The sequence below is a fragment of the Azospirillum sp. B21 genome, from assembly GCF_008364825.1.
Classification (GTDB): domain Bacteria; phylum Pseudomonadota; class Alphaproteobacteria; order Azospirillales; family Azospirillaceae; genus Azospirillum.
Genome location: NZ_VTTO01000003.1, coordinates 484,868 through 510,075, shown reverse-complemented (window position 1 = coordinate 510,075; position 25,208 = coordinate 484,868). Strand labels below are relative to the sequence as shown.

The 25,208-nt window shown below is 68.2% G+C and carries 22 protein-coding genes; 9 read left to right on the top strand and 13 right to left on the bottom strand.

Features of this window, described 5'->3' with window-relative positions:
* Positions 1-100 precede the first annotated feature (100 nt).
* The 3 genes from FZ983_RS10585 to tpiA all read right to left on the bottom strand — a co-directional run bounded on the left by FZ983_RS10585 (position 101) and on the right by tpiA (position 3,256).
* Positions 101-1,732 carry a CTP synthase gene (locus FZ983_RS10585; protein ID WP_149223515.1) on the bottom strand — a complete coding sequence of 544 codons (1,632 nt, stop codon included), beginning with the start codon at positions 1,730-1,732 and terminating at the stop codon, positions 101-103.
* A 259-nt stretch (positions 1,733-1,991) separates the two neighbouring features.
* Positions 1,992-2,333, bottom strand: coding sequence for a preprotein translocase subunit SecG (gene secG, locus FZ983_RS10580; RefSeq protein ID WP_149223514.1), 342 nt, complete (start codon positions 2,331-2,333; stop codon positions 1,992-1,994).
* A gap of 167 nt (positions 2,334-2,500) precedes the next feature.
* The gene (gene tpiA / locus FZ983_RS10575) at positions 2,501-3,256 is read right to left on the bottom strand and encodes a triose-phosphate isomerase (RefSeq protein ID WP_149223513.1); all 756 of its coding nucleotides are present in this window, start codon (positions 3,254-3,256) and stop codon (positions 2,501-2,503) included.
* A gap of 274 nt (positions 3,257-3,530) precedes the next feature.
* Here tpiA and mbfA point away from each other — a divergent pair, with 274 nt between their 5' ends.
* Both mbfA and FZ983_RS10565 read left to right on the top strand, forming a co-directional pair.
* The gene (gene mbfA / locus FZ983_RS10570; RefSeq protein ID WP_149223512.1) at positions 3,531-4,487 is read left to right on the top strand and encodes an iron exporter MbfA; all 957 of its coding nucleotides are present in this window, start codon (positions 3,531-3,533) and stop codon (positions 4,485-4,487) included.
* A gap of 113 nt (positions 4,488-4,600) precedes the next feature.
* The gene (locus tag FZ983_RS10565; RefSeq protein ID WP_149223511.1) at positions 4,601-5,113 is read left to right on the top strand and encodes a MarR family transcriptional regulator; all 513 of its coding nucleotides are present in this window, start codon (positions 4,601-4,603) and stop codon (positions 5,111-5,113) included.
* 21 nt (positions 5,114-5,134) lie between these two features.
* Here the strand turns inward: FZ983_RS10565 and FZ983_RS10560 are convergent, their stop codons facing one another.
* Complete coding sequence (locus FZ983_RS10560; RefSeq protein WP_149223510.1) at positions 5,135-5,413, bottom strand: hypothetical protein; 279 nt, start codon at positions 5,411-5,413, stop codon at positions 5,135-5,137.
* A gap of 168 nt (positions 5,414-5,581) precedes the next feature.
* On the opposite strand from FZ983_RS10560, the gene FZ983_RS10555 reads away from it, so the two are divergent.
* Together FZ983_RS10555 and FZ983_RS10550 are read left to right on the top strand one after the other, a co-directional pair.
* Positions 5,582-6,283, top strand: a complete 702-nt coding sequence (locus FZ983_RS10555) for a response regulator (protein ID WP_149223509.1) — start codon at positions 5,582-5,584, stop codon at positions 6,281-6,283.
* Positions 6,280-7,656, top strand: coding sequence for an ATP-binding protein (locus FZ983_RS10550; RefSeq protein ID WP_149223508.1), 1,377 nt, complete (start codon positions 6,280-6,282; stop codon positions 7,654-7,656). The genes FZ983_RS10555 and FZ983_RS10550 overlap by 4 nt, the downstream gene beginning before the upstream one ends.
* A gap of 54 nt (positions 7,657-7,710) precedes the next feature.
* Here the strand turns inward: FZ983_RS10550 and FZ983_RS10545 are convergent, their stop codons facing one another.
* Positions 7,711-9,972 (bottom strand): anthranilate synthase, encoded by a 2,262-nt coding sequence (locus FZ983_RS10545; protein WP_149223507.1) that lies wholly within the window; start codon positions 9,970-9,972, stop codon positions 7,711-7,713.
* Positions 9,973-10,242: 270 nt separating this feature from the next.
* Entirely contained in the window at positions 10,243-10,962 is a 720-nt protein-coding gene (phoU, locus tag FZ983_RS10540; protein ID WP_149223506.1) for a phosphate signaling complex protein PhoU, read from the bottom strand.
* Positions 10,963-11,139: 177 nt separating this feature from the next.
* On the opposite strand from phoU, the gene FZ983_RS10535 reads away from it, so the two are divergent.
* A complete protein-coding gene (locus FZ983_RS10535; protein WP_149223505.1) occupies positions 11,140-12,456 on the top strand; it encodes a pentapeptide repeat-containing protein in 1,317 nt (438 codons plus the stop codon).
* A 61-nt stretch (positions 12,457-12,517) separates the two neighbouring features.
* Here FZ983_RS10535 and FZ983_RS10530 read toward each other — a convergent pair whose 3' ends face one another.
* Complete coding sequence (locus FZ983_RS10530; protein ID WP_149223504.1) at positions 12,518-13,033, bottom strand: MarR family winged helix-turn-helix transcriptional regulator; 516 nt, start codon at positions 13,031-13,033, stop codon at positions 12,518-12,520.
* A 546-nt stretch (positions 13,034-13,579) separates the two neighbouring features.
* On the opposite strand from FZ983_RS10530, the gene aguB reads away from it, so the two are divergent.
* Positions 13,580-14,488, top strand: coding sequence for an N-carbamoylputrescine amidase (gene aguB, locus FZ983_RS10525; RefSeq protein ID WP_149223503.1), 909 nt, complete (start codon positions 13,580-13,582; stop codon positions 14,486-14,488).
* A gap of 44 nt (positions 14,489-14,532) precedes the next feature.
* Here the strand turns inward: aguB and FZ983_RS10520 are convergent, their stop codons facing one another.
* Both FZ983_RS10520 and FZ983_RS10515 read right to left on the bottom strand, forming a co-directional pair.
* Entirely contained in the window at positions 14,533-15,105 is a 573-nt protein-coding gene (locus tag FZ983_RS10520) for a putative metalloprotease CJM1_0395 family protein (RefSeq protein WP_149223618.1), read from the bottom strand.
* A gap of 88 nt (positions 15,106-15,193) precedes the next feature.
* Positions 15,194-16,228 (bottom strand): histone deacetylase family protein, encoded by a 1,035-nt coding sequence (locus FZ983_RS10515; RefSeq protein ID WP_149223502.1) that lies wholly within the window; start codon positions 16,226-16,228, stop codon positions 15,194-15,196.
* A gap of 343 nt (positions 16,229-16,571) precedes the next feature.
* Between FZ983_RS10515 and FZ983_RS10510 the strand changes: the two genes are divergently transcribed.
* The 3 genes from FZ983_RS10510 to FZ983_RS10500 all read left to right on the top strand — a co-directional run bounded on the left by FZ983_RS10510 (position 16,572) and on the right by FZ983_RS10500 (position 20,796).
* Positions 16,572-19,403, top strand: a complete 2,832-nt coding sequence (locus FZ983_RS10510) for an SLBB domain-containing protein (RefSeq protein WP_247883704.1) — start codon at positions 16,572-16,574, stop codon at positions 19,401-19,403.
* Positions 19,404-19,438: 35 nt separating this feature from the next.
* Complete coding sequence (locus tag FZ983_RS10505) at positions 19,439-20,194, top strand: colanic acid biosynthesis glycosyl transferase (protein WP_247883703.1); 756 nt, start codon at positions 19,439-19,441, stop codon at positions 20,192-20,194.
* Between the two features lie 134 nt (positions 20,195-20,328).
* On the top strand, positions 20,329-20,796 hold the full coding sequence (locus tag FZ983_RS10500) for a helix-turn-helix transcriptional regulator (RefSeq protein ID WP_149223499.1): 468 nt from the start codon (positions 20,329-20,331) through the stop codon (positions 20,794-20,796).
* Here the strand turns inward: FZ983_RS10500 and FZ983_RS10495 are convergent.
* From FZ983_RS10495 to FZ983_RS10480, 4 genes are read right to left on the bottom strand one after another with little or no spacing between them, the layout of a single operon-like run.
* The gene (locus FZ983_RS10495) at positions 20,706-21,689 is read right to left on the bottom strand and encodes a glycosyltransferase family 2 protein (RefSeq protein ID WP_149223498.1); all 984 of its coding nucleotides are present in this window, start codon (positions 21,687-21,689) and stop codon (positions 20,706-20,708) included. The genes FZ983_RS10500 and FZ983_RS10495 overlap by 91 nt on opposite strands.
* The gene (locus FZ983_RS10490) at positions 21,686-22,666 is read right to left on the bottom strand and encodes a hypothetical protein (protein ID WP_149223497.1); all 981 of its coding nucleotides are present in this window, start codon (positions 22,664-22,666) and stop codon (positions 21,686-21,688) included. The genes FZ983_RS10495 and FZ983_RS10490 overlap by 4 nt, the downstream gene beginning before the upstream one ends.
* Positions 22,659-23,930: a glycosyltransferase family 4 protein gene (locus tag FZ983_RS10485; protein ID WP_149223496.1), complete on the bottom strand. Its 1,272-nt coding sequence runs from the start codon at positions 23,928-23,930 to the stop codon at positions 22,659-22,661. The genes FZ983_RS10490 and FZ983_RS10485 overlap by 8 nt, the downstream gene beginning before the upstream one ends.
* 43 nt (positions 23,931-23,973) lie before the next feature.
* Positions 23,974-25,197 (bottom strand): hypothetical protein, encoded by a 1,224-nt coding sequence (locus FZ983_RS10480; protein WP_149223495.1) that lies wholly within the window; start codon positions 25,195-25,197, stop codon positions 23,974-23,976.
* Positions 25,198-25,208: the final 11 nt, after the last annotated feature.

Sequence of the window (25,208 nt, the reverse complement as noted above, 5' to 3'; positions counted from 1 at the left end):
GTATAGGGAAGGTGGCGGGCACGAAAAAGCCCCGCTTTTGGGGGCGGAGCTTTTTCATGTCTAGGTGACTCCTGGGGTCTAACGTCGCTCCCCCCAGCCCTCAAACCAACCGGCTCTGATCGATCGCCGCCTTGATGAAGGCGGTGAACAGCGGGTGCGGCTCGAACGGCTTGGACTTCAGTTCCGGGTGGAACTGCACGCCGATGAACCAGGGATGATCGGGGATCTCGACGATCTCCGGCAGTTCCCCGTCCGGCGACAGGCCGCTGAACTTCATGCCGCAGCGCTCCAGACGCTCCTTGTAGTACACGTTCACCTCATAGCGGTGACGGTGCCGTTCGGAGATGTCGGTGGTGCCGTAGATCTCGGCGACCTTGCTGCCCTCCAGCAGCTTGGCCGGATAGGCGCCCAGCCGCATGGTGCCGCCCAGGTCGCCGACCTCGGCCCGGCGCTCCAACGTGTTGCCGCGCATCCACTCCGTCATCAGGCCGACGACCGGGTTGCCCGGCTTGCCCAGCTCGGTGGAGCCGGCATCCTCGATCTTCGCCATGTTGCGGGCGGCTTCGATCACCGCCATCTGCATGCCGAAGCAGATGCCGAAATAGGGCACCTTGCGCTCGCGGGCGAATTTGGCCGCGCGGATCTTGCCTTCCGTCCCGCGGGAGCCGAAACCGCCCGGCACCAGGATGCCGTGAACGTTCTCCAGCCGCTTCACCGCCGCGTCGTCATCCTCGAAGATCTCCGAATCGATCCAGTCGAGGTTGACCTTGACGTTGTTGGCGATGCCGCCGTGGGTCAGCGCCTCGGCCAGCGACTTGTAGCTGTCGAGCAGGCTGATGTACTTGCCGACCACCGCGATGGTGACTTCGCCCTGCGGCTTGCGCACCCGCTCCATGATGCGGGTCCAGCGCGACAGGTCCGGCTCCTTGTCGACCGGCAGGCCGAAATAGCTCAGGACCTGGGTGTCGAAGCCTTCCTCGTGGTAGCTGATCGGCACCTGATAGATCGAATCGACGTCCAGCGCCGCGATCACCCGCTCCGGACGGATGTTGCAGAACAGCGCGATCTTCTTGCGCTCGTTCTCCGGAATCGGGCGGTCGGCGCGGCACAGCAGGATGTTGGCCTGGATGCCGACGCTCAGCAGCTCCTTCACCGAATGCTGGGTCGGCTTGGTCTTCAGCTCGCCGGCGGTCGGGATGTAGGGCAGCAGGGTCAGGTGGATGTAGAGGACATTCTCCTGCCCGACCTCGTTGCCGAACTGGCGAATCGCCTCCAGGAAGGGCAGCGACTCGATGTCGCCCACCGTGCCGCCGATCTCGATCAGGACGAAGTCCTCGTCGGTGGCATCGGCGCGGATGAATTCCTTGATCTCGTCGGTGATGTGCGGAATGACCTGGACGGTGCCGCCCAGGTAATCGCCGCGACGTTCCTTCGCGATCACGGTGGAATAGATGCGGCCGGTGGTGATGTTGTCGCCCTTGCGGGCCGACACGCCGGTGAACCGCTCGTAATGGCCGAGGTCAAGGTCCGTCTCAGCCCCGTCGTCGGTCACGAAGACCTCGCCGTGCTGGTAGGGGCTCATCGTTCCGGGGTCGACGTTCAGGTACGGGTCCAGCTTGCGCAGACGCACCTTGTAGCCGCGCGCCTGGAGAAGCGCCCCAAGCGCCGCCGACGCCAGACCTTTGCCCAGCGAAGAAACGACGCCACCGGTGATGAAGATGTAGCGAGTCATGTCCGTCCGAAGAGCTTGAGAGCTGTTCCATGTCCCCGTGGGGGGACGGATGGCTGATGTCCCCATAGGGGACGGAGTTGTCCTTCTCCCCAGAGGGGATGGATCGTCCTTCTCCCGGGAGGGGAGAGATGTTCAACGTCCCCCGAAGGGTCGCCGCCGAGACATGGCGTCGCGAACGTCGGCCCTCAAAAGAAAGAGGCGGCTTCGGGGAGGCCGCCTCGCTGTTCGCTCGTACCCGTGCGCTGCTGGGGTGATCCCTTTACTGGGCCACCGGCGGCGCGGGTTGGGCCGGAGCGGCAGGCTGCGCCGGGGCCGCCGGAGCGGTCGACTGCGAAGGCGCCGCCGGCAGGCTGTCGATGATCGACGCCGGGCGGGAATGCCCGCCGGCAAGGATCGCCAGCACGATGCTGGTGGCGAAGAAGCAGGCCGCCAGGATGCCGGTGGTCCGCGTCAGCAGATTGGCCGTTCCGCGGGTGCTCATCATGCCGCCCATGGTGCCGCCGCCGATGCCGAGCCCGCCGCCTTCCGACCGCTGGATCAGGATCACGCCGACCAGCCCAACGGCGATCAGCAGGTGAATAACCAGAATCACCGATTCCATGCGATGCTCACCCCACACCCATCCCAAAAATCGAATAGCGCGCCACAGGCCGTCTTAAGGGCCCGTGGCGCGCGCCCATTGTTTGTACCGCGGAGCCGCGCGATATGCCAGCGCCAAAATACCTATGCCGTATCCGTTGGCGGCATGGCTGGCACCGCACTTCGGTATCAGCGGCAGGCGGTGGCGATGCCCCAGAAGTCTTCGGCCTTCAGCGACGCACCGCCGACCAGCGCGCCGTCCACATTGTCCACCGCCATCAGCTCCGCCGCGTTGCCCGGCTTGACCGAGCCGCCGTAGAGGATGCGCACCTTGTCCGGATCGGCGATCTTGCCGGCCAGTTCGGCGCGGATATGGGCGTGCATCGCCTTCACGTCGTCCGGAGTCGCGGTCTTGCCGGTGCCGATCGCCCAGACCGGCTCATAGGCGATGACGGTGTTCTCCGGATTCGCACCGGCGGGAATCGAGCCGGCAAGCTGGCCCGACACCACGGCGTTCGCCTGACCGGCATCGCGCTGCGCCTCGGTCTCACCGACGCAGATGATGGCGACCAGACCCTCCTTATGGGCGGCGACGGCCTTGGCATTGACCGCGGCGTCGCTCTCGCCATGGTCGGCGCGGCGCTCCGAATGGCCGAGGATGACGAAGCGGCAGCCGGCGTCCCTCAGCATGGTCGGGGCCACGTCGCCGGTATGGGCGCCGGAGGTCTTGGGCGCGCAATCCTGGCCGCCCAGCGCCAGCGGGCTGTCGGCGATCGCCTCCCCCACCGGGAACAGCAGCGGGAAGGGCGGGCAGACCAGCATGTCGAAAGCGACCGGTCCGGCGCCCTTCAGCCGCCCGGCGAGGTCGGAGGCGAGATCCAGCCCGTCGGCCTTCAACCCGTTCATCTTCCAGTTTCCGGCGATCAGCTTCCGGCGTGCGGTCATGGTCGTTTCCTTCTTGTCTCGGCTTTATATGGGAACTTGCGGAACGTTCTTTGCCTCTCGTGACCACAGCCCATACCAAGCCCGACGCCGAATTTCCACTCACCCGACCGGCGCATCCGCACGTGCTGGCCTTAAGGGACATCGTGTAGCACCCCGCCTATGCCGTCGCCGGCACGGGGCGGCCATATCGGCCGAACCGCCAAGTTGAAGATGTCCATATTCGGAATAGGTTCATTCACGACGCACCATTCACATGCGGTGAAGGCCTGACCCCATGAAGAACTTCTCGGAGCTGACCGAAAAGGAGCTGTTGGCGCTCGCCATCGCGCTGGAGGAGGAAGACAGCCGCATCTATGACGAGTTCGCCCACGGTCTGACCGAAAACTATCCGGACACGGCCCGCATGTTCAGCGCCATGGCCGCGGAGGAGAACGGTCACCGGCACCGGCTGCTGGACCTCTTCCGCACGCGATTCGGCGACCACATCCCGCTGATCCGCCGCCAGGACGTGAAGGGCTTCGTGGAGCGCAAGCCGGTCTGGCTGACGCGCCCGTTGGGACTCGACACCGTTCGCCGGCAGGCGGAACTGATGGAGGCCGAGACCAAGCGATTTTATACCCGCGCAGCCCAGCGGTCCCAGGACGCAGCCATTCGCCAGCTGCTGGGCGATCTGGCCGAGGAGGAGCGGCGGCACGAGGCGAAGGCCGAACGGCTGGAGGCGAAATACGTCTCTCCCAAAGTGCGGGAGCAGGAACACGAATCGGAGCGCCGGCTGTTCGTGCTGCAGATCATCCAGCCGGGGCTGGCCGGGCTGATGGACGGATCGGTGTCGACGCTGGCGCCGCTGTTCGCCGCCGCCTTCGCCACGCAGGACAGCCACGAGACCTTCCTGGTCGGTCTGGCCGCTTCCATCGGCGCCGGCATCTCCATGGGCTTTGCCGAGGCGCTGTCCGACAACGGGTCGCTGACCGGACGCGGCAGCCCTTGGCTGCGCGGGCTGGTGTGCGGCGCGATGACCACGCTGGGCGGGTTGGGCCACGCCCTGCCCTATCTGATCCCGCATTTCTGGACGGCGACCGCCATCGCCATCGCCGTGGTGGTGGTCGAACTGGCCATCATCGCCTGGATCCGCAACCGCTACATGGACACGCCGCTGCTGTCGGCCGCCTTCCAGGTGGTGGTCGGCGGACTGCTGGTCTTCGCCACGGGAATCCTGATCGGCAGCGCCTGAGCGGCGGAGGAAAAGCCGCCTCATTGAACGAGCTTGTTCTTGTAACCGGACGCACGATTGTTTATGTCTGAGCCGCTGTCCTAATTAGAATAAATCGAACCAACCGCGTCGCCATGGCTGACCTGAAAGCGGGCGTGAACCAGCTCTTCCTCCGCGAGGAGGAACTCCGGACCGGAATGGAGCTGCTTTTCTACGCCTATCGCGAATTCACCGCCGAACCGGACGAAATTCTGGCGGAGATCGGCTTCGGCCGCGCGCACCACCGCGTGATCTATTTCGTCGGCCGCTATCCCAAGATCACCGTTTCGGAACTGCTGGCGATCCTGAAGATCACCAAGCAGAGTCTGTCGCGCGTGCTGGGCGAACTGGTGCGCCAGGGTTTCATCGACCAGCAGACGGGCGCCCGCGACCGGCGGCAGCGTCTGCTGGAACTGACGGAAAAGGGCGTTGAGCTGGAGCGCCAGCTGTCCGAGACTCAGCGCCAGCGCATCGCCCGCGCCTACCGCATGGCCGGTGCGGAGGCGGTGGAGGGATTCCGCAAGGTGATGATGGGCATGCTGGACGAGGGGGACCGCGCGAAATTCGCACCGCCCGTTCCCCCTGCCCGTCTTGCCGCGAAACGCTGAAAACGAAACGCTGCAACCGCCTCAGCCGGTGCTAGGCTCCGTCTTCGTCTCCGGCGCCGCCGGCCCGGCATCCTTGGAGCCGGCCTCTGCCGTGTTGGTGTCCGCCGGCTTGTCGGCCGCGGCCTTCGTGTCGTTGGGGGTGCGGCGGCGGAAGCCGCCCTTGCGGTACACCACGTTTTCCGAAGCGCCCGGCGGACATTGAACGATGTTGCCGCCCTTCGCCAGGAAGTTGCGGGTCATTTCGGCGAGGTCTTGGGCGTCCAGGTCCCGGGGGTCGTTGGACCTGTGGTCGTAGGCCATCGTGATCGCTCCTGTGTCTCTCGGCCCTCTGAGGAGGGCATATGGAGGGTAACACGGAACGAGGGCGAAACGGCCAACCGCTTACACGACTGCCCGCCATGCGCACCCATGATGCGTCGCGCATGGTGCCACTATGTCGATTGCGGGGACACGCGTTATAGTCGCGCCATGACCGAAGATCAGCCTCATATCCTGGTCGTCGACGACGACACCCGCCTGCGTGAGCTTCTGCGCAAGTACCTCGCCGGCAACGGCTTTCTGGTCAGCACCGCGCGTGACGCCGCGGATGCCCGCGCGCAGCTGAGCGGGCTGGCCTTCGACCTGCTGGTGCTCGACATCATGATGCCGGGCGAATCCGGGCTGTCGCTGACCGAGTCGCTGCGGCGCGAGCGCGACTTGCCGATCCTGCTGCTGACCGCCCGCGACGAGCCGGACGACCGCATCGCCGGGCTGGAGGCCGGGGCTGACGACTATCTCGCCAAGCCCTTCAACCCGCGCGAGCTTCTGCTGCGTATCAACTCCATCCTGCGCCGGCAGGCCGCGCGTCCACCGGAACCGGCGGCTCCGCCTGCGGTGCCCGTGCGGCTCGGCCCCCTGACCTATCTGCCCGACCGGGACGAACTGCGCCATGGCGACGAGGTGATCCGCCTGACCACGGCGGAGGCGAGCCTGCTGCGCATCCTCGCCGCGTCCCCCGGCGTCACCTTCACGCGCGAGGAGTTGACGGAGCGCAGCAAGGTCGCCGGAAACGCCCGCACCGTGGATGTGCAGGTCACCCGCCTGCGCCGCAAGATCGAGGCCGACCCGCGCGAGCCGCGCTACCTCCACACCGTCCGCGGCGAGGGGTATGTGCTGAGGCCCGATCCTTGACGGCGGCATCGGACCGCAGCGTCGCGGCCCGGCGGGCCGAACGGCGGCGGCGCACGCCGTTCCTCAAGCGGTTCCTGCCGCGCACCCTGTTCGGCCGGACGCTGCTGATCATCGTCACGCCGGTGATCCTGGCGCAGGCGGTGGCGACCTGGATCTTCTACGACCGGCACTGGGACACGGTGACCAACCGGCTGGCCTATGCCGTGGCCGGCGACATCGCCACCGTGATCGCCATGATCGAACACGATCCCTCGCAGGAGGGGCGCGACTGGACGCTGGCCACCGTCGCCCGCACCACCGACCTGATCGTCACGCTGGAGCCGGGGCAGACCCTGCCGGATCAGCGCCGCCGGCTGAGCGGCCTGCTGGAGCGCACGCTCGGCAAGGCGCTGGACGAACGGATCGGGCGGCCCTTCGCCATCAACACCCGCGTCGCGCGGGAATGGTACGAGATTCGGGTGCAGATGGCCGACGGTGTGCTGTCGGTGATGTCGCCGGAGCGGCGCCTGTTCACGCCGACCAGCTACATCTTCATCCTGTGGATGGTCGGGTCGGCCGTGGTGCTGTTCGCCGTGGCGATCCTGTTCATGCGCAACCAGATCCGCCCGATCAAGCGGCTGGCCATCGCCGCCGACGCGCTGGGCAAGGGCCGCGACGTCTCCAACTTCAAGATGGAGGGGGCGACGGAGGTGCGGCAGGCGGCCTCCGCCTTCCTGCTGATGCGCGAGCGCATCCAGCGCCAGATGAACCAGCGGACGGAGATGCTGGCCGGCGTCAGCCACGACCTGCGCACCCCGCTGACCCGGATGAAGCTGGCGCTGGACATGATCGAGCATCCCGACCTCGACCCCGAGGTGGAGGAGCTGAAGGCCGACGTCGCCGAAATGGAGCAGATGATCGAAGGCTATCTCGCCTTCGCCCGCGGCGAAGGGACGGAAGCGGTGCAGCCGACCGACCTGACCCGGCTTCTGAACGAGGTCGCCTCCGGTGCGCGGCGCGACGGGACGGAGGTGACGCTGACGGCGCCCGAGGGGCTGGTCCTGCCGCTGCGTCCCAACGCGGTCCGCCGCTGCATCGCCAACCTGCTGGTCAATGCCGGCCGCCATGCCGGCACCGCCTGGGTTAAGGCCGAACCGAAGGAGGGCGTGATCGAGATCACCGTCGACGACGACGGCCCCGGCATCCCCGCCTATTTGCGCGAGGACGTGTTCAAGCCCTTCTTCCGCGTCGACAGCAGCCGCAATCTGGACACCGGCGGCTCGGGCCTGGGGTTGACCATCGCCCGCGACGTGGCGCGCAGCCATGGCGGCGATATCACGCTGGACGACAGCCCCTATGGCGGCCTGCGCGCGGTGATCCGACTGCCGGTGTAACGGCGTGCAGCCGGGGGAGCGGGCGGCGGCGCGCTCTCCCGGCGGACACGATCTTCAAGCGGCCTCCTCCCTCTCCGGCAGCCTGCCGCCGCGCGTCGCCAGCGTCGCCATCACCGTGTCGATCAGCGCCAGCCCATGGCCACCGTCGAGCGTCAGGATCGATTCCGGGTGGAACTGCACGGCGGCCAGCGGCAGCGACCGGTGCTCGATCGCCATCACCGTTCCGTCCTCCGTCTCCGCCGTCACCCGCAGTTCCGGCGGCAGGCTGTCGCGCCTTGCAACCAGCGAATGGTAGCGGCCGACGCGCATCCCCTGGGGCAGCCCCTCGAACAGCCCGCAGCCCTGGTGGATCAGGGGAGATGCCTTGCCATGCATCGGCTCCGGCAACCGGTCGAGCGTCGCGCCGAAGCTCTCGGCCATCCCCTGCAGCCCCAGACAGACGCCGAACACCGGCACGCCGAGTTCCAGCGCCGCCTGCACGCTGCCGCCGACGTCGAAGTCCTCAGGACGTCCGGGCCCAGGCGACAGCACCAGCAGGTCGGGCGGCTCGTCGCGCAGCGCCGCCCGCGCATGGATGTGGCGCAGCGTCGTCACCGTCGCGCCGGTCCGGCGGAAATAGTCGGCCAGCGTGTGGACGAAGCTGTCGTCATGATCGACCAGCAGCACCCGCCGCCCCTCCCCGCTCCGCCGGGCGGCGGACGATGCCTCGGTGGCAACCAGCGCCAGCCGCGGCGACGCTCCCTCCCCCCGTACCGCGTCGAGGAAGGCGGAGGCCTTCAGGCGGCATTCGGCATCTTCCGCCTCCGGGTCGCTGTCGGACAGCAGGGTCGCGCCGGCACGGACGAAGGCGACCCCGTCCTTCATGCGGATGGTGCGCAGGGTCAGGCCGGTATCCATCCCGCCATCGAAGCCGATTCGTCCGAAGGCTCCGCCATACCAGCGGCGCGGCGACCGTTCGGTGTCCTCCAGGAACTGCATGGCCCAGCGCTTCGGCGCGCCAGTCACCGTGACCGCCCAGCTGTGGGTGAGGAAAGCGTCCAGTGCGTCGAAGCCGTCGCGCAGCCGCCCCTCCACATGGTCCACCGTGTGGATCAGGCGGGAGTACAGCTCGATCATCCGCCGACCGACGACGCGGACCGAACCGGGCTCGCACACCCGCGCCTTGTCGTTGCGGTCGACGTCGGTGCACATGGTCAGCTCCGCCGCGTCCTTGGCGGAGTTCAGCAGCGTCAGGATCTGCGCGGCATCGCCCAGCGCATCGATGCCACGCGCCACCGTGCCGGAGATCGGGCAGGTTTCCACCCGCGCCGCCGTTGGGCCGGTGCCGACGCGGACATACATCTCGGGGCTGGCGGCGACCAGGAACTCGCCGTCACCCAGGTTTATCAACGCCTCGTAGGGGGCCGGATTGGCGGCGCGCAGGCGGCGGAAGATGGTGGAGGGGCTGTCGGTGCAGGGCTCGGCAAAGGTCTGGCCGGGCACCACCTCGAACAGGTCGCCACGGCGGAAAGCTTCCTTCGCCGCCCGCACCACCTGCTGGTACTCGCCGGGCGCATGGTCGCACTCCGCGGCGGCATTGGTGTCCGGGCGGTAGGCCTGAATCCGGCCACCTCCGGCGACTCCCTCGGTGGAAGCGCCATTCACGACGAACTCGTAGGCGAAACGGCGGGCCACCCCGGCGCCATGGTCGACCACCAGCAGCCGGTCGGGCAGATACAGCACGAGGTCGCGCTGATCGTCCGGCCGCTCCAGCCGGCGCCGGATCGGCTCGAACTGGAAGGCGAGGTCGTAGCCGAAGGCGCCGTAAAGGCCGAGGAACGGCTCGTCCGGGCAGGCGAACAGCGCCATCAGCACCCGCAGCACGCTGAAGACCGACGGCTGGCGGCTGCGCTCCTCCTCCGCGAAGACGCCGGTCGGGCGGCGGACCAGCGCGGTAACGCGGCCGGCCGTCACCTCCAGCCCGACCAGCGCCTCATGCCCGTCGAGTGCGCCGGCAATGGCGGGAAGCAGAAGGCGGCCGCGCGGATTCAGCGCGTCGATGCGCACCGTCCGGCCGCGTGCCGTCACACACAGGGGCGGATCGACGAAGCCCATGGCTTGGCGACGGTAACGGCCGGGTGCCTCCACACCGCCCGCCAGCAGCAGGCCGCGCCGCTCGTCCAGCGCGACGGCGAGCGTGTCGAGCGCTTCGGCGACCCCCACCGGCTCGGCGGTGCGGCGCAGCCCAAGCCCACCGCCGGTGATGGCGGAGAACGGGTCGAGCAATGCGGGATCGGCCAGGAAGATGTGGGAGGGATACAGATGGGAGGGCGTCATGGCGGCGGGGCTCCGGTTCGGGCGTCTTGTCGGTGACGCCGCACGGTGCTTCCGCCTGTCCGTCTTTCCCTTGGGTGACCCGCTGACAGGTCAGGAAAAAGGCCGCTCCGGATGCACCGGGCGGCCTTTTGTCGTCAATCCACGTTCACACGCGTCGCCAGGCCGGCCCGTTGGAGACGGGCCACCACCAATGCTGCGACAGGAGGGGCGAGGACATGTTCATGCCGACAACGGCACCACATGCCACCGCCGGCTGTCAAGCCCCGGCGTTCACGCACCCTCGCGCGGCGGAGCGACGGCGTAGCTGCTGAGGTCCTCCTTGCGGCGCTCGTCCGACGGCAGGCGGCCCTTGACCAGGAAGCTGATGTTCTCCGCGACGTTGGTGGCGTGGTCGCCGATGCGCTCGATCGACTTGGCGGCGAACAGCAGATGGGTGCAGCCGGTGATCTGGGCCGGCGTTTCCATCATGTAGGTCAAAAATTCGCGGAACAGCGCGGTATAGGCCGCATCGACCTCGCCGTCGCAGTCGCGGACCGAAGCGGCCAGATCGGCGTCCTGTTCGGTGTAGGCGCGGCGCATGTCACCGATCATCGCCTGCACCATGCGGCCCATCCGGACCAGCGAGGCGACCGGCGGCGCGACCGGCAGGGTGGCCAGCGTGACCGCCCGCTTGGCGACGGAGCCGGCGAAATCGCCCATCCGCTCCAGGTTGGAGGCGATCTTCAGCGCCGCGACGATCTCCCGCAGGTCCTTGGCCATCGGCTGGCGCAGAGCCAGCAGGCGGACGGTCATCGCCTCCACCTCCATCTCCAGCCGGTCGATCTCTGCGTCGCCCTTCAGCACCTCGCCCGCGATATCGGCGTCCGGACCGGCCAGCGAATCGAGCGCGAGCCCGACCTGCCGTTCCACCAGCTCGCCCATGCGGTCGATGGCAGTGCGCAGCGCCGCCAGTTCGGTGTCGAACGCCGCAAGCGTGTGTCCACCCGACATGATCCCCAACTCCTTGCTGTGACAGGCGGTCCGGTGCCCGACGCCCCGGAGATGGGGGGCGGACACCACCGCGCCAAGCCGCCGATGCACTGGAAGCGGCCTTAACCTTTGGCATAGATTATTTCGGGACACTGGTCTATCGATGGACCACGCAACCAGACAGACCGGACAGGACCGATGACACCGCACGAGTTGGTTGCCGTGCTGGAAAAGCACGAGCGCTGGCTGAAGAACAAGTCGGGCGGTTCGCGCGCCAACCTGACCATGGCGAACATGGAAGGCTCGAACCTGTCCGGGGTGAATCTGGCGCAGGGCAAGCTGTCCGGCGCCAACCTGTCCCATTGCGACCTGTCCAACGCCAATCTCAGCACCGCGGACCTGTTCGCCGCCCACCTGACCAAGGCCGACCTGTCCGGCTGCAACCTGTATCGCGCCGACCTGCGCGGCGCCCACATGCGCGGCGCCAAGATGAAGCGCGCCATCCTGAAGGAGGCCGACCTGCGCGGCGGCGCCCTGCTCTATGGCGGGCAGGGCGGCGGCAAGGGGGGCAAGGGGCTGGATTTCGTCCGTTCCGATCTGGCCGGCAGCGATTTCGACGATGCGTCGCTGACCAACGCCAATCTGTCGGGTGCCGATCTGACCGACGTGTCGATGAACGGCGCCGATTGCGAGGGCGCGCTGCTGACCGGCGCCACGCTGATGCGCGCCAGCATGAAGAGCTGCAATCTCGCCCGCGCCGACCTGCGCGGCAGCAACCTGTCGGGCGTGAATCTGCAGGGAGCCGTGCTGCGCGACGCCAACCTGACCGGCGCGATGCTGGCCGGCGCCAACCTGCGCAATGCCGACCTGCAGGGTGCCAAGCTGGAAGGTGCCGATCTGGCCGGTGCCGACACCACCGGCGCCAATCTGGCCCGGTCGGCCGACAATTTCTCGGTCCAGATCCAGCAGGCCCTGCACAGCCATTACACCTGGATCAACACCAACGGCTCGATGGGCGCGCGGGCCGACCTGACCGGCGCCGACCTCAGCCACATCGACCTGTCCGGCGTGAACCTGTCCGGCGCCAATCTGAAGCGCGCCAACCTCAGCGGCGCCAAGCTGCGCGAGGCGCTGCTGATCATGTGCGACATCTCCGAAGCGGTGCTGGCCGGCGCCGACCTCGGCGGGGCGATCCTGGATGGCGCCACCTTGCGCGGCGCCAACATGGACGGGGTGCGGCTGGACGGGGCCGGCATCGGCTGGGTCGACATCAAGGGGCCGGACGGCCAGCCGACCGGCCGGCTGTGGGCGGCGAACTTGACCGGCGCGCGGCTGACCAACGCGTCCTGCATCCGCACCAATCTGCGCGGAGCCAACCTGTCGGGCTGCGATTTCGCCAACGCCAACTTGACCGGTGCGATCCTGAGCGATGCGAATATCCGCGACGCCAAATTCACCGGAGCAAACCTGACCGGCGCCAGCCTGCCGCCGCCGCCCGACCCGGATGACGATTGAGGTTGCCTGAGGTTCGGGGAGATTGACGTCCGGGAAGATGGGCGGCGGGAGACCGCCCGGTTCACTCCTCCTCGCCGTCGCGGGCGGACGCCGCGGCGGCATTGAGGTTGGCACCGACGCGGCGCAGCACGTCCAGCGTCAGGTCCAGTTCGTCCGGCGTGATGCCCTGAATGGCGAGTTGGGCGATTTCCGACGCGCTGGGCATCATCGAATCGCGGAGCGCCCGGCCCTTGTCGGTCAGGAAGATGTTCATCTTGCGGCGGTCGTGGCTGTTGCGCACCCGCTGGACCAGCCCCTGCGCCTCCATCACATTGACGGCGGTCACGGTGGTCGGCTCCATCATGCCGACGCGGTGGCTGAGTTCGCGTTGGGTCAGACCGTCTTCCTCCCATAGGGCGCGCAGGAAGAACCATTGCCCCATGCTGACGCCCGACCGCGCGATGCGCGTCTGCAGAGCGCGGGCGAAGGCGCGGTTCACGTCACGGACGACGAACGATAACGCACCGTCGGCCGAACCAGCCGCATCCTCTGAACCGTCGGGGCGCTCCGGCTCCCACCCCTTGACAGACGCCTCCATACCGACAATCTCTCTGCCGTCGTTACCGATCCAACAACCATTCCCGCCCACCGGGTGCAAGCGCCGGGCGGTTGCCCTTTAGGGTACCTGGCGACATAGCGTCGGTCGGATCCATGTCTTCCTGGTGATACCACCTTGACACGAATGGTCCTGGCTGCGTCATCCAATCATAACGTGCTGTGTGCAAAGCGCAAATCAATTGCGCAGCCGTCGATCGCGGGCATGCAATGATATGTCGGTCAAAGGATCGGCAAATTTCGTCCAACTTAAGCAGAACGGCGGCTCGGATACGGTGCATGGCCGCTTGGTGTGCAATCGATCTTTTCAGATCAGGCGTGGGTTGCCATATCCCCATATGATGAAGGACGCGAAGATTATCTTTTGGATCGGTTTTATTTGGCAGATCGTGTCGCCGGATCGGTGAAATGTGAACATTTCGCTAAAATCCCGCAGAGTCCCGTACTGCCGCTTGTATCCGACGCGACCTTTGGTCACACAGACGTCAATCGCCACAGTCACTCGCCGCAACAGGAGCCAGCGACCGCAATGACCGCTTCGCCGACCGTCCACTCGTCCCGTACCGTCACCGTCGCCGCCACCCAGATGGCCTGCAGTTGGGACCGTGCCGCCAACGTCGACGGCGTCGAATCGCTGATTCGCGAGGCGGCTGCAAAGGGCGCGCAAATTATCCTGCCGCAGGAACTGTTCGAGACCCCCTATTTCTGCAAGGACCAGAAGCAGTCGCTGTTCGAACTCGCCGCCCCGGCCGAAGGCCATCCGGTGATCGAGCGCATGCGGTCTCTGGCGCGCGAGCTGTCGGTGGTGATCCCCGTCAGCTTCTTCGAAAAGGCGCGCAACGCCTATTACAACTCCATGGCCATGGTCGATGCGGACGGCAGCCTGCTGGGCATCTACCGCAAATCCCACATTCCCGACGGACCGGGCTATCAGGAGAAGTTCTATTTCAGCCCCGGCGACACCGGCATCCCGGTGTTCAAGACCCGCTACGCCACCGTCGGCTGCGCCATCTGCTGGGACCAGTGGTTCCCGGAAACCGCCCGCGTCATGGCGTTGAAGGGGGCGGAAATCCTTCTCTACCCGACCGCCATCGGGTCGGAGCCGCAGGACTCCTCCATCGACAGCCAGGGCCATTGGACCCGGGTGATGCAGGGTCATGCCGGCGCCAACCTAATGCCGCTCGTCGCGTCCAACCGCGTCGGGGTCGAGCCGGGGGAAAGCTGCGCGCTGACCTTCTACGGCTCGTCCTTCATCGCCGGGCCGCAGGGCGAGATCGTGGCACAGGCCGACCGCGAAAGCCGCACGGTGCTGACCGCGAGCTTCGATCTCGACCGAATCGCCGCCCAGCGCGCCTCCTGGGGGGTCTTCCGCGACCGCCGTCCGGAACTGTACGGCGCCTTGCTGACGCTGGATGGAGAGACCACGCCGAGGCGCTGAGCATCACGGGCGGAGCGTCGCGGCGGCCTCATTGGCGCACCGGTTCAGACCGTCAGCCCCTTTCCTGCCTGGCCATAACCCAGGGACTGCGCCGCCCCATAGGCCGCGGCGGCGCGTCCGGCCGCAGCGTCCCCGCCCTGCCGGCGCTGCTCAGCCTGCGCCTGCAGCTTCGCCGCATCGGCTTGGGCGGCGACGCGCATGTCCTGCGGCGACGGATCGGCGGGAGCGAGGGCGGCGGCCTTCACCTGCTCCATCTTTGCGACGGTGTCGGCCGGATCCGATTCGGCGCTGACGTCGATCGGCACCTCGCCGGCGGTGGCGTAATTCTTACCGTCCGGCCCGCGCGTGTAGGTAAAGGACGCGCCGCCGGCATGGCTGCCGCCGGCTGCCTGATGCGCCGCCTCATGCTGGCGGACGTTCGCATCGGCCTGCTTGAGCTTCTGGACTTGCTGCTGCGCCGCGTCGGACAGAGTGACCGTATCGGTGGACCCGGCCGACCCGCTGTCCCTGGCGCTGGACGCACCCCTCCCTTCCCCCCGCATAGGCTGGTTGCGCAGGGTGGCGTGGGTCCCGATGGACAGGCTGGAGATGGAAAGGTCGGCGGCCACCGTCCACATCCTCAAGAAGGGTCCGGTTCTCCGTTCAATTTAGGACGAATCGGCCGCACCGGCAACGGCAAGGCCGGTTCGTCCCCGCCGGTTCCGCTCAACCCTGCTCGAAGCCGATCAGTACATTGGCGACGTTCACGCCCAGATCGTCGACGGCATAGCCGCCCTCCATCACGAACAGCGTCGGCAGGCCGATCCCGGCGATAGCGGACCCCATGCACAGGAAATCCTCCGACAACAACCGGAAACGGGAGATCGGGTCGCCGCCATAGGTGTCCGCACCCAGCGACAGGACGAGGGCGTCCGCCCCGAACTCCCGGATTCGCGCCGCGGCGGCCGCCAGCGCCCGGGCGTATCCGGTCCAGTCGGTGCCCCAGGGCAGTGTGATGTTCAGGTTCGCCCCCTCGCCCGCCCCGGCGCCGGTCTCGTCGGCATGACCGCAGAAATACGGGAACTCGTCGATCGGATCGGCATGGATCGACACGAACAGCACATCGCCACGTTCCCAGAAGATCTCCTGCGTGCCGTTGCCGTGATGGTAATCGACGTCCAGCACCGCCACCCGCGCGGCCCCGCCGTCGCGCAAGCACTGCGCCGCGATGGCCGCATTGTTCAGGAAGCAGTAGCCGCCGTAGAAGGCATGTCCGGCATGGTGGCCCGGCGGCCGGCAGAGGGCGAATGCGCTGCGGTCGCCGGCCCGCAGCCGGTCGGCGCCGGTAAGCGCGCTGTCGGCCGCTGCGGTCGCCGCCCTCCAGGTGCCGGCGGTGATCGGCGTCCCGGCATCGAAGGAATAGAAGCCGAGTCGCCCGTCGATGGACCGCGGCACCCGCCGCCGCGACATGCCCGGCGCCACCCAGTTGAGCGGCAGCGCGTCGATGTCGGCGCCATGCTCCTTCACCCACTCGTCCCAGGCGGTTTGGAGGAAGCCGAGGTAGTCGGCGTCATGCACCCGCTCCAACGGGGCGAGGCCGTGACGGGTGGGTTCGACGATGGGCCCGAGCCCCACCACTTCGATCCGCGCCCGCACGATGTCGGCACGCGCCGGTTTCTCGTAGCAGGGGACGAGTTGGCCGTCGTTGAGTTCGGACCGGCCGGCCTGAAGCCGGTGCTCTTCGCTGTGGATGACGATCACGCCACTGGCATCCTTGTGTTTTCCGGCAATCTGCCGGTGCTTTGCCGCTCCACGGTTTCGCCGCGGCAGCGCGACTGACGGACGGCTCATCATATCCCCACCCGCAAGCGCGCGGATGCCGCCCTTTTGCATGGCGCCCTGGATGCAGGGCATTGCCTTCCGGTTGATTACATCCAATAGTGTTCGGCGGTTTTTGCTCGCTTGGTGCGGGTGAATAACGGGATATTTGACATCGATGCTGGCTGCTGCGTGCAGGATATTCTCCCGGTTGGCACCGGGGGCGGTGCCTTTGCTGTGGGCGTGCGCCGTGTTGGCCGCCGGGCCGACGCGAAGCGATGCTCTTTTGCCGCCTTCCGCCTCACCTCTGGAAGCCGCCTTTTCCGCCCGCGCCGCCGAACCGCTGCGTCAGTTCGGCTACGACCTGTTCGCTCCGGCACGAGAGTCGGCAGCGACCGGCGAGAGCGCACCCGGTGCCGTTCAGGGCGACTATGTACTGAACACCGGCGATGCAGTGACGGTGACACTCCGCGGACAGAAGTCTTTCACCAAGCGATTCGCCATCGATCGCAACGGTCAGCTCGTGGTGGACGACCTGCGTCCGGTCACCGCCGCAGGCCTGTCGCTGGATGCCCTCCGGCGGGAGCTTGCCGCTGCGGTCGCCGCGACCTGGCCCAACACTGAGGCCTTCGCCACCCTGGCGGAGGTGCGGCGGATCGGCGTGGTGGTCACCGGTGCCGTGCAGCGTCCCGGACGGCAGGAGGTCAGCGCTTTCGCCACCGCTCTCGACGCCTTGTCGGCGGCCGGCGGTGTGGAGCGGAGCGGCAGCTTGCGTGCCATCCGCCTCATGCGCGCAGGCGGCAGCATCGCCATTGACCTGTATGCCCTGCAGCTGGCCGGGAACGCGGGCAATGCCGATCAGCCGCTGCGCGACGGTGATCGCCTGTTCGTTCCGCCGCTGGGCGCCACGGTCGGTGTCGCCGGACCGGTCAAGCGGCCCGGCATCTATGAGTTGCCGCCCGGCAGCGGTCCGTTGTCGGCAGCCGAATTACGCGATCTGGCCGGCGGCGCGTTGCGACCCGGCCGTGCCCGGCTGCTGCGATTCGGCATCGGCCCGTCGGGCGAGGAGACGACCGAGGAGATCGCGGACGCCAATGCGCGCCGGTTCGACGACGGCGACCTGCTGCTGCTCGCCCCGCTACGCGAGGACCGCCGGGATGACGTGCGGCTGGAGGGACATGTCCTGCGCCCCGGACCGCGCGCGCTTCCGCAGGGCGGGACCATCGGCGGACTGCTCTCCCGCAGCGATCTGCGGCCTACCCCCTATCTGCCTTTCGCGGGACTTGAAACCAGCGATTCCGCCACGGGATCGCGAATCCTCCACCCGATCGATCTCTCCGCCGTCCTGAACGGGCGAGACCGCCGCCGGGTGGCGGAGGGCGACATCCTTTATGTGCTGGGGTCGGGCGACATCGATTTCCTGACAGCGGAGCCGGTGCTGGCCCTGCTTCGCGGGGAGCGGCAGCCGCCGGAGGGCGCCTGCCCCGGTCTTGTCGCGCTGGCCCGCAACCTTGCCGCAGAACCCGATGGGCCGCTCGCCACGGGTCCTCAGGCGCGCGCCGCCGCCGGGCTGGCCGGCTCACGCACATCTTGCCCGCCGCTGTTTACCGCGGTGCCCGACCTGCTTCCCCTGGCGCTCCGCCATGCCGTGCTTCGGCTATCCGGCGTCTCTCGCCCCGGCTTCTATCCGGTCGTGGGCGCCACCAGCGAGGCAAGCACCGGTGCCCGCGAGACCATCGTCGAATCGGACGCACCGCAATATGAGCTGATCGGCCATGTCCGCCGCCCGGGCACTCGCCGTCTGACCGCCGGGATCACGCTGCGGAGTGCATTGGCGGAGGGGAAAGCCCTGAAACGCGACGTTTATCCGTTGCTGGGGATCGTGGAACGCTATGACCGGCGCAGCCTGACCCGGGCCTATCTGCCCTTCTCCCCGCAGGAGGTGGCCGCCGGGCGTGCCGACCGTGGACTTGTCGACGGCGACCGCATCCACCTGTTCGCCACCGACGACATCCGCAGTCTAGTGAAGCCCACCGACGCCGGCACAAATGCCAAATCCGCCGACCCGGCCGGGGGAGAGGCGGCGGACGAACCGCCGATGCTTGCCGCATTGCTCGATCCCGCCATCGTCGCGCTGATCGGCGAGCGGTCGGTGCAGGTGCGCGGCGCCGTCCGCGATCCCGGCGGCTATCCAATCGCCGACCGCACGCCGCTGTCCGCACTGGTCGCTGTCGCGGGTGGGCTGTCGGCCGACGCCGACCCGGCTGCGGCGGAGTTGACGGCAACGACCGGCAGCCGCAGCATCGTCGATCTCGGCCGCGACGGAGCGCGCATGGCAGGTCCCGGCGATGCGTTGCGGATCAACCCGCGGCCGCAGGCGCTGGAGTCGCGCGCCGTTGCCATCGATGGGGCGGTGCGCCGTCCCGGCCGGTACGATATCGGCCGCAATGAGACGCTGTCCTCCCTGATCGCAAGGGCCGGCGGCCTGCAGGAGGATGCCTATCCGGCCGGAGCCGTCCTGACCCGCGAGAGCGAGCGCCGCCGTGAAAAGGATCAGTTCCAGCGTCAGGCGCGGGAACTGGAACGCACGCTGGCGCTGGAGGTGGAGAAGGGCGAGCCGGTAAAGGCGGAGAATGTCGCGCTGGCCCGGCAGCTCGCCGCCCAGCTTCGCGGTGCGGAACCGCTCGGCCGTGTGGTGGTGGAAGCGGATCCCGCGGTCCTGCGCACACGGCCCGAGTTGGATCCGCTGTTGGAGCCCGACGACCGCATCGTGATCCCCAAGCGGCCGCTGACCGTCGCTGTCGCAGGCGAGGTCCTGCACCCCACCGCCGCACAATTTGTCAGCGGCAAGAGCGCGGAGGATTACCTGAGCGAGGCCGGAGGACCGACCCGTGATGCCGATACAGGCCGCAGCTTCCTGGTTCTGCCCGACGGCCGGGCGCGTCCGCTGGCCTTGTCCTCCTGGAACCATCGGGTCGAGACCATTCCGCCCGGCTCCATTCTGGTGGTGCCGCGCGACCCGCGGCCCTTCGATGGGCTCGACGTCGCCAAGACCTTCGGCAACATCCTGAGCCAGCTTGCCATCACCGCCGCTTCCGTGTCGGTGATCGCGCGATGACCACGGCTCCCCCTCTCCGCCTCGCGATTCTGACGGTGGTCCGCAACGACCGCGCCGGCTTGATCGACACCCATGACAGCCTGCAGGGGCAGTTGGGACCGCAGGTCGCCTGGCTGGTCGCCGACGGCGGGTCCGCCGACGGCACCGCGGAATGGCTGGCGGACCACGCCGATCTGCCGGTCTGGTGGCGGTCCGCCCCGGATCGGGGGCTCTATGAGGCGATGAACGATGGGCTCGATGCCGCCCGACGGCTCGGCTTCAGCCATGTGCTGTTCCTGAACGCCGGCGACCGGCTGGCCGCTGCGGACACCTCCATCCGGTTGCTGCAGGCCGCCGGCCGTCATCCTGGTGCCGTTCTTTTTTATGGCGATGCGCTGGAGCGGCAGAGTGACGGACGTATCCTGTTGAAGCGCGCGCGGTCCCACCGCTGGGCGCCCTTCGGCATGTTCACGCACCATCAGGCTATGATCTACAGCGTTCCGGCGCTCTCGGGTGTTCGTTTCGATCCCGCTTTCAGGATCGCGGCCGACTATGCCTTCACGCTTGCCGCCTTGGGTCGCGGACCGGCGGTCCGGCTGCGGTGGCCCGTATGCCTGTTCGCCCCCGGCGGCCTGTCGCAGCGCGATGCCGCCACGGGCCGGTCTGAGCAGGAGGCGATTCGACGCATGCAGCTGGGGCAGAGTCCGGTGCGCGCGACGGCAGTTTCCGCACTGCAGCGAGTCGCGCTGGCAGTGCGTCATCATTTTCCCACGGCTTACGCGAAATTACGTTTCCGATGCCCGGAAACTTAATGTCTTTCGTGCATGACTTCCCGCTTCCACCCAAACGGACCGTTGATGCGCACAAATGGTTGCATAGAATTTACTTTCTGAACTAAGCATTCTCGCGGCGCCTTCCCTCCGGCTTTCCCTTCGAGGTACGACTTATGAGCGCGACCAAGACCAAACTCGCCCCCGCCCACACCCTGTCGCGCCGCGGCGAAGGTCCCAACCCCATCGACATTCATGTCGGTGCCCGCCTGCGGCTTCGCCGCACCCTGCTCGGCCTGAGCCAGGAGAAGCTGGGCGAGGCGGTCGGGATCACCTTCCAGCAGCTGCAGAAATACGAGCGCGGGTCGAACCGCATCAGCGCGAGCCGCCTTTACAACCTCTCCCAGGTTCTGGGCGTGCCGGTCAGCTACTTCTTCGACGACATGCCGTCTCCCGACCAGATCGCCGCCGAGGCGCCGGCCGAAAGCGCGAGCGAGACCGACGAATTCGAATCGATGGCCCGCCGTGAAACGCTGGAGCTGGTCCGTGCCTATTACCGGATCGAGGATCCGGGCGTGCGCAAGCGCACCTTCGATCTGCTGAAGGCGCTGGGCGGCGACCGCATCGCGCTGGTCGAGGAATAAGGGTTCGACGAAGGGGAGCAGCCAGACGGAAGGCGCGCGGCGGAAGCCTGCGCCTGCACGGCAGCCCGCATCTTGAGCCCGATCTGCCAGTAGTAGAACGCGCGTCCCAACGCGTGGTCGAGCCCCGCTGTGCCGTCGAGGACGCCCAGGCGCAGCACATAGGCATGCAGGAAGGCCCAAAGCGGACGGCCGGGCAGGCGCTGAAACAATCGCTTCAGCGTCCGCCGGCACAGGACTCCGCCATCGCCCGGCTCACCGTCGATCAACCGGTCCATCCGGCCGTCGGCACGCAAGGCCGCCTCCCAGTCGGAATAGCGGTTGTGCCGGTCGAACCAGGCGGACGGCGGCTTGGCGTCGCAATGGTCCATCGGGTGCCGCAGCCGTCCTGTCGTGCCGGCGACCAGCGGCTGGTAGTGCCCCTCCACCTCCCACATTGCGGCGACATCCAGGTCCGGCTGATCGGGAAACCGAACATGGCGGCGGTCGAGCAGGGCCAGCTTGCGGTTCCAGCAGCCAAAGCGCAGCGCGCGACCGCACAGGACCGGGCGGCCATCGACCCAATAGGCGGAATGGCGCGGACCGCCCGCCATCAGACCGGCGATCTCATCCACCAGCGCCGCGGTCGGCCTTTCGTCCGCATCGACGAACAGCACCCAGTCATGGGCCAGCGGCAGACTGTCCAGGCACCACTGCTTCTTCTTGGGATAGCGGCCGTTCCAGCTGAAGGCCACCACCCGTGCGCCGAGGCATCGGGCGACCTCCGGCGTGCCGTCATCGCTGCCGCTGTCGACGACCAAGCATTCGGCAAAGCGGGTCAGCGCCGCAAGGCAGGGAACGATGTTCGCAACCTCGTTGCGGGTCATCACAACGACGGAGACGGGGATCGGAGTCATCGCGCCGCCTCCCCCGCCCGCCCATCCCGGAGGGCGTGGCTGGCGGAGAGGCAGAAGCAGGCTGCGATCAATCCGGCCACCCCCGCCAGCGGCACCACCACCGCCGGGTTCGGCCAGTCCGGCAGGGCCGCGGCAGTGGGCGGCTGGATCATGTCGGAGGCAAAGGGCAGATCGACCCCGATCATCATCGCCACGCGCTCCTGATCCAGCAGCAGGTCGCTCAGAGCCTGCCGGTGCTCGGCCACGGTGACGGCACCCAGCCGATCCTTGATGTGGGCGATCTGGGCGGCGCTACGCCGTGCCGCCTCCGCCCGCAAATGGGCGTCTGTGGCCGCAGCGACTCGGCCCAGCAGGTCGAGCGCCGTCGCACGGTCGGAATGGCGCAACGTGATCCGCCGCATCGGACCCGACCGCAGCATGTCGATCACCAGCCGGTCGCGCAGGGCTCGCGCCACCCGTTCCCCGTCCGGTTCCACCCAATCCTGCCGGCCGACCAGCGCCAGCAGCGCACGCTTCACCGCCGGAACCATTCCGGAGGGCGGGCGCCAGCGCTGCGTCTCCGCATCCCAGCGGTCCGGGAACAGGGCCTGCAGCAGCCTGGAATCGCGCGCCAGCTGTTCCGCCACCGGGCCGGAACCGAACAGCTCCAGATAGCGGGCGAAGTCCGACAGCGATTCGTCGCCCGCCCCAGGTTCGGCCATCGCGGCGGAATCGCGTCCGCTGAGCATGGGCACGCGCGCGCCCATGGCGGCCGAACCGACCCGGGCCGTCGGCCCGATCACCATCGCCGCCGTATAGGCCGGAGTAACCAGCCACAGGGCGCAGACCGCAAGCGCGATGCCACCGAACCCACCGGCCAGGAGCCAGCGCCAGCCCTGCCGCAGCAGGCGAACAAAGCGGCGGAGATCGCCCTCCCCACCCGTCGCGGGGAGCCGTAGCGTCATGGCATCGGGTTGGGCCAGCGCGCCGTCAGGCATGGGGCAGCGGCCTTGCCATCGTTGGCCCGGAGATCACTGGCCCGGAGCTCAATGGTCGGGAGCTCCGCCGCGCCGGCAGAAGGCCTTCGGCGACCGAGGCGAAAGTGGTGGCGGCTCGATCGGCCGTCCAGACCGCGGATTGGCTGGCGGCGTGTGCGCCTTCCACCGCGCAACGCACCGGATCGGCGGCATAGGACCGGACCGTCTCGGCGATGGCGGCACCGTCGAACGGATCGATGACCAGTCCGCAGCCGGCAACCCGCGCGGCGGCCTCGCTGCCCCGCGGACCGAGGAACAGGCAGGGGCGGCCTGCCGCCTGGACGCCGGCCAGCTTGCTCGGCACCAGCATCCCTTCCGCCGCCGGGTGCATCGTGACGAGATGCAGATCGGCGGCCGACAGGCTCTCGGCCAGCCGGTCGGCCGGCTGCCAGGGCAGGCGCCGCAGGTTGCGCAGGCCACGGCGCCGCGCCTTCTCCTCCACCGCCCCAAATCCCCGCCCTTCCCCGGTCAGCAGGAACAGAACACCAGGGTCGCTGTCCTGCAGCCGCGTCGCCGCCTCCAGCACCCCGTCCATCGGATGGGCAAGGCCGAGCGTGCCGGAATAGGCGACCAGAAAGCGGCTTTCCCCTTCCTCCACCCCCAGCGAACTGCGGAACCCGTTCCCCTCCTTGGGCAGAGGGCGAATGGCGGGATCGGGCCAGTTGGGCAGAAGGCATAACCGCTCCCCCTTCACGCCCATGGCTGCGATCCGGTCGCGCATGCAGCGTCCGATCGCGATCACACCGTCGTGACGGCGGAGGGACCGGGCCATGCCCCATTCGGCAAGGCGGCAGAGCATCGACGGCATCCGCACCCCCAGCACCGGCAGCAGATCCGGATAGAGATCCTGGCACCAATGCAGCGATGCCGCACCATGGCGTGCCGCCAGCATCGGCCCGGCAAGCGCCAGCATCGGCGGGTCGGTCATCGTCACCACCACGTCGTGGCGCGGCAGGCACAGGGCGAGTCCGGTCAGACGGCACAGCGACTCGATATACGCACGGGCGTCCGGCCGCTCCCCCTCCGGGACACTGCCGCCGGTCCGGTGGAGCGCGATGCCGGCCGGCGCATCGGCCCGCGACTCCGGGCCGTCCGCGACCACCGTGACCCGCCAGCCAGCATCCGCCATGCGGGTTGCCAGATCACGGAGACAACGCCCGGTCGCCCCGCGGTCCGGCGGGAACACCCGGTTGATGAACAGGATGGAAGGTCTGTCGAGCTTCACAGCGCACCAAAGCCTAAATTACACGCGAAAGTATGCTTGTGCTCTAGAGCTCGGACAACCCTTTCCTGAGTTCGGATGCCAAAAGCGTGAGCGAGAGGATGACGCCGGTGTCGAGATACTTGAAACTGGTATGGAGGCAGAGCGCCATGAGCAGCGGCGGCACCACCGCCATGGCCAGCGGCGGATCCTCCGCCAGCAGGCGGCGCCAGGGACGAAACAGGGCGCACAGATAGGCTCCAAGCGCCATCATGCCCAGAAGCCCGGTCTTCAACAGGCTGTAGCTGACCAGCGTGTGGGTGTAGCTGACCCGCCATCCGCCGACGGCCGGATTCGCGATCCGCGCTCCCCACCCATCGCCGAACAGCAGGGCCCAGGGCGACGAGACGGCATGGTCGATCACCGCCGCCGCTTCCTCCCAGCGTGTGTTGGCCCCGGTCAGCCGGGTCTTTTCCGCCACCTGTTGCCAGGCGCCGACCAGCGCATCCCCGGCAGGCAGGACGACAAAGCCGGCCGCCAGCAGCAGCGGCACCGCCAGCCAGGGACGGCGGCGCACCCACCACAGGGCCACCATCGTCAGAGACAGCGCCGCCAATCCCAGGGCGGTGCGGTGGACCGCTCCCGCCAGTGCGCCCAGGCAGAGCGCTCCCCCGGCGGCGCAGGCGAACGCCGCGATCCAGCGCCTGAACGATCCCCCGACCGCTACAAGCGAAAGCGCCAACGCCGGCAACGCCACCGCGGCGAACAGAACCGATGGGGCATTCAGCAGATAGGCGCCGCCGTCCGCCATCGCCCGCGTGCCGACCGCACCGAAGCCCCAGTCCGCCTGCTTCCACCAGCGCAAGGCCAGCAGAATCCCGGCAAGCGCCAGCCCGCCGGCCAGAAGGCGCACACCCCTGGCTCCGGCGCGCCGCAATGCGGGAACCAGCAGCACGGGCAGGAACAGATAGAGCAGCGGCACCACGTCACGCAGGATGTCCGCCGCTTCCCAGCCCAGTGTCGCCCCGCGCAGCAGCGGCACCCACAGCAGCCAGCCCAGCGCCGCGACGGCAACCGCCATCCAGGCCGCATCACCCGAGTCGCGCAGGGCGTGCCCGGTCGCCACCATCAAGGGCCGCCTCCAGCCGATGGACAGGAGGATCAGCAGGCCGATCGTGGCCTCGCCCCAGCGCAGGGACGGCGGCGCCGGAACGCTGACGCCGCCATACAGCAGCAGCGCCGCCGCCATGGTCGACGCCGAAGCCAAGCGCATCCCGGTCGCGGCGGTCACCGCCGCACCGG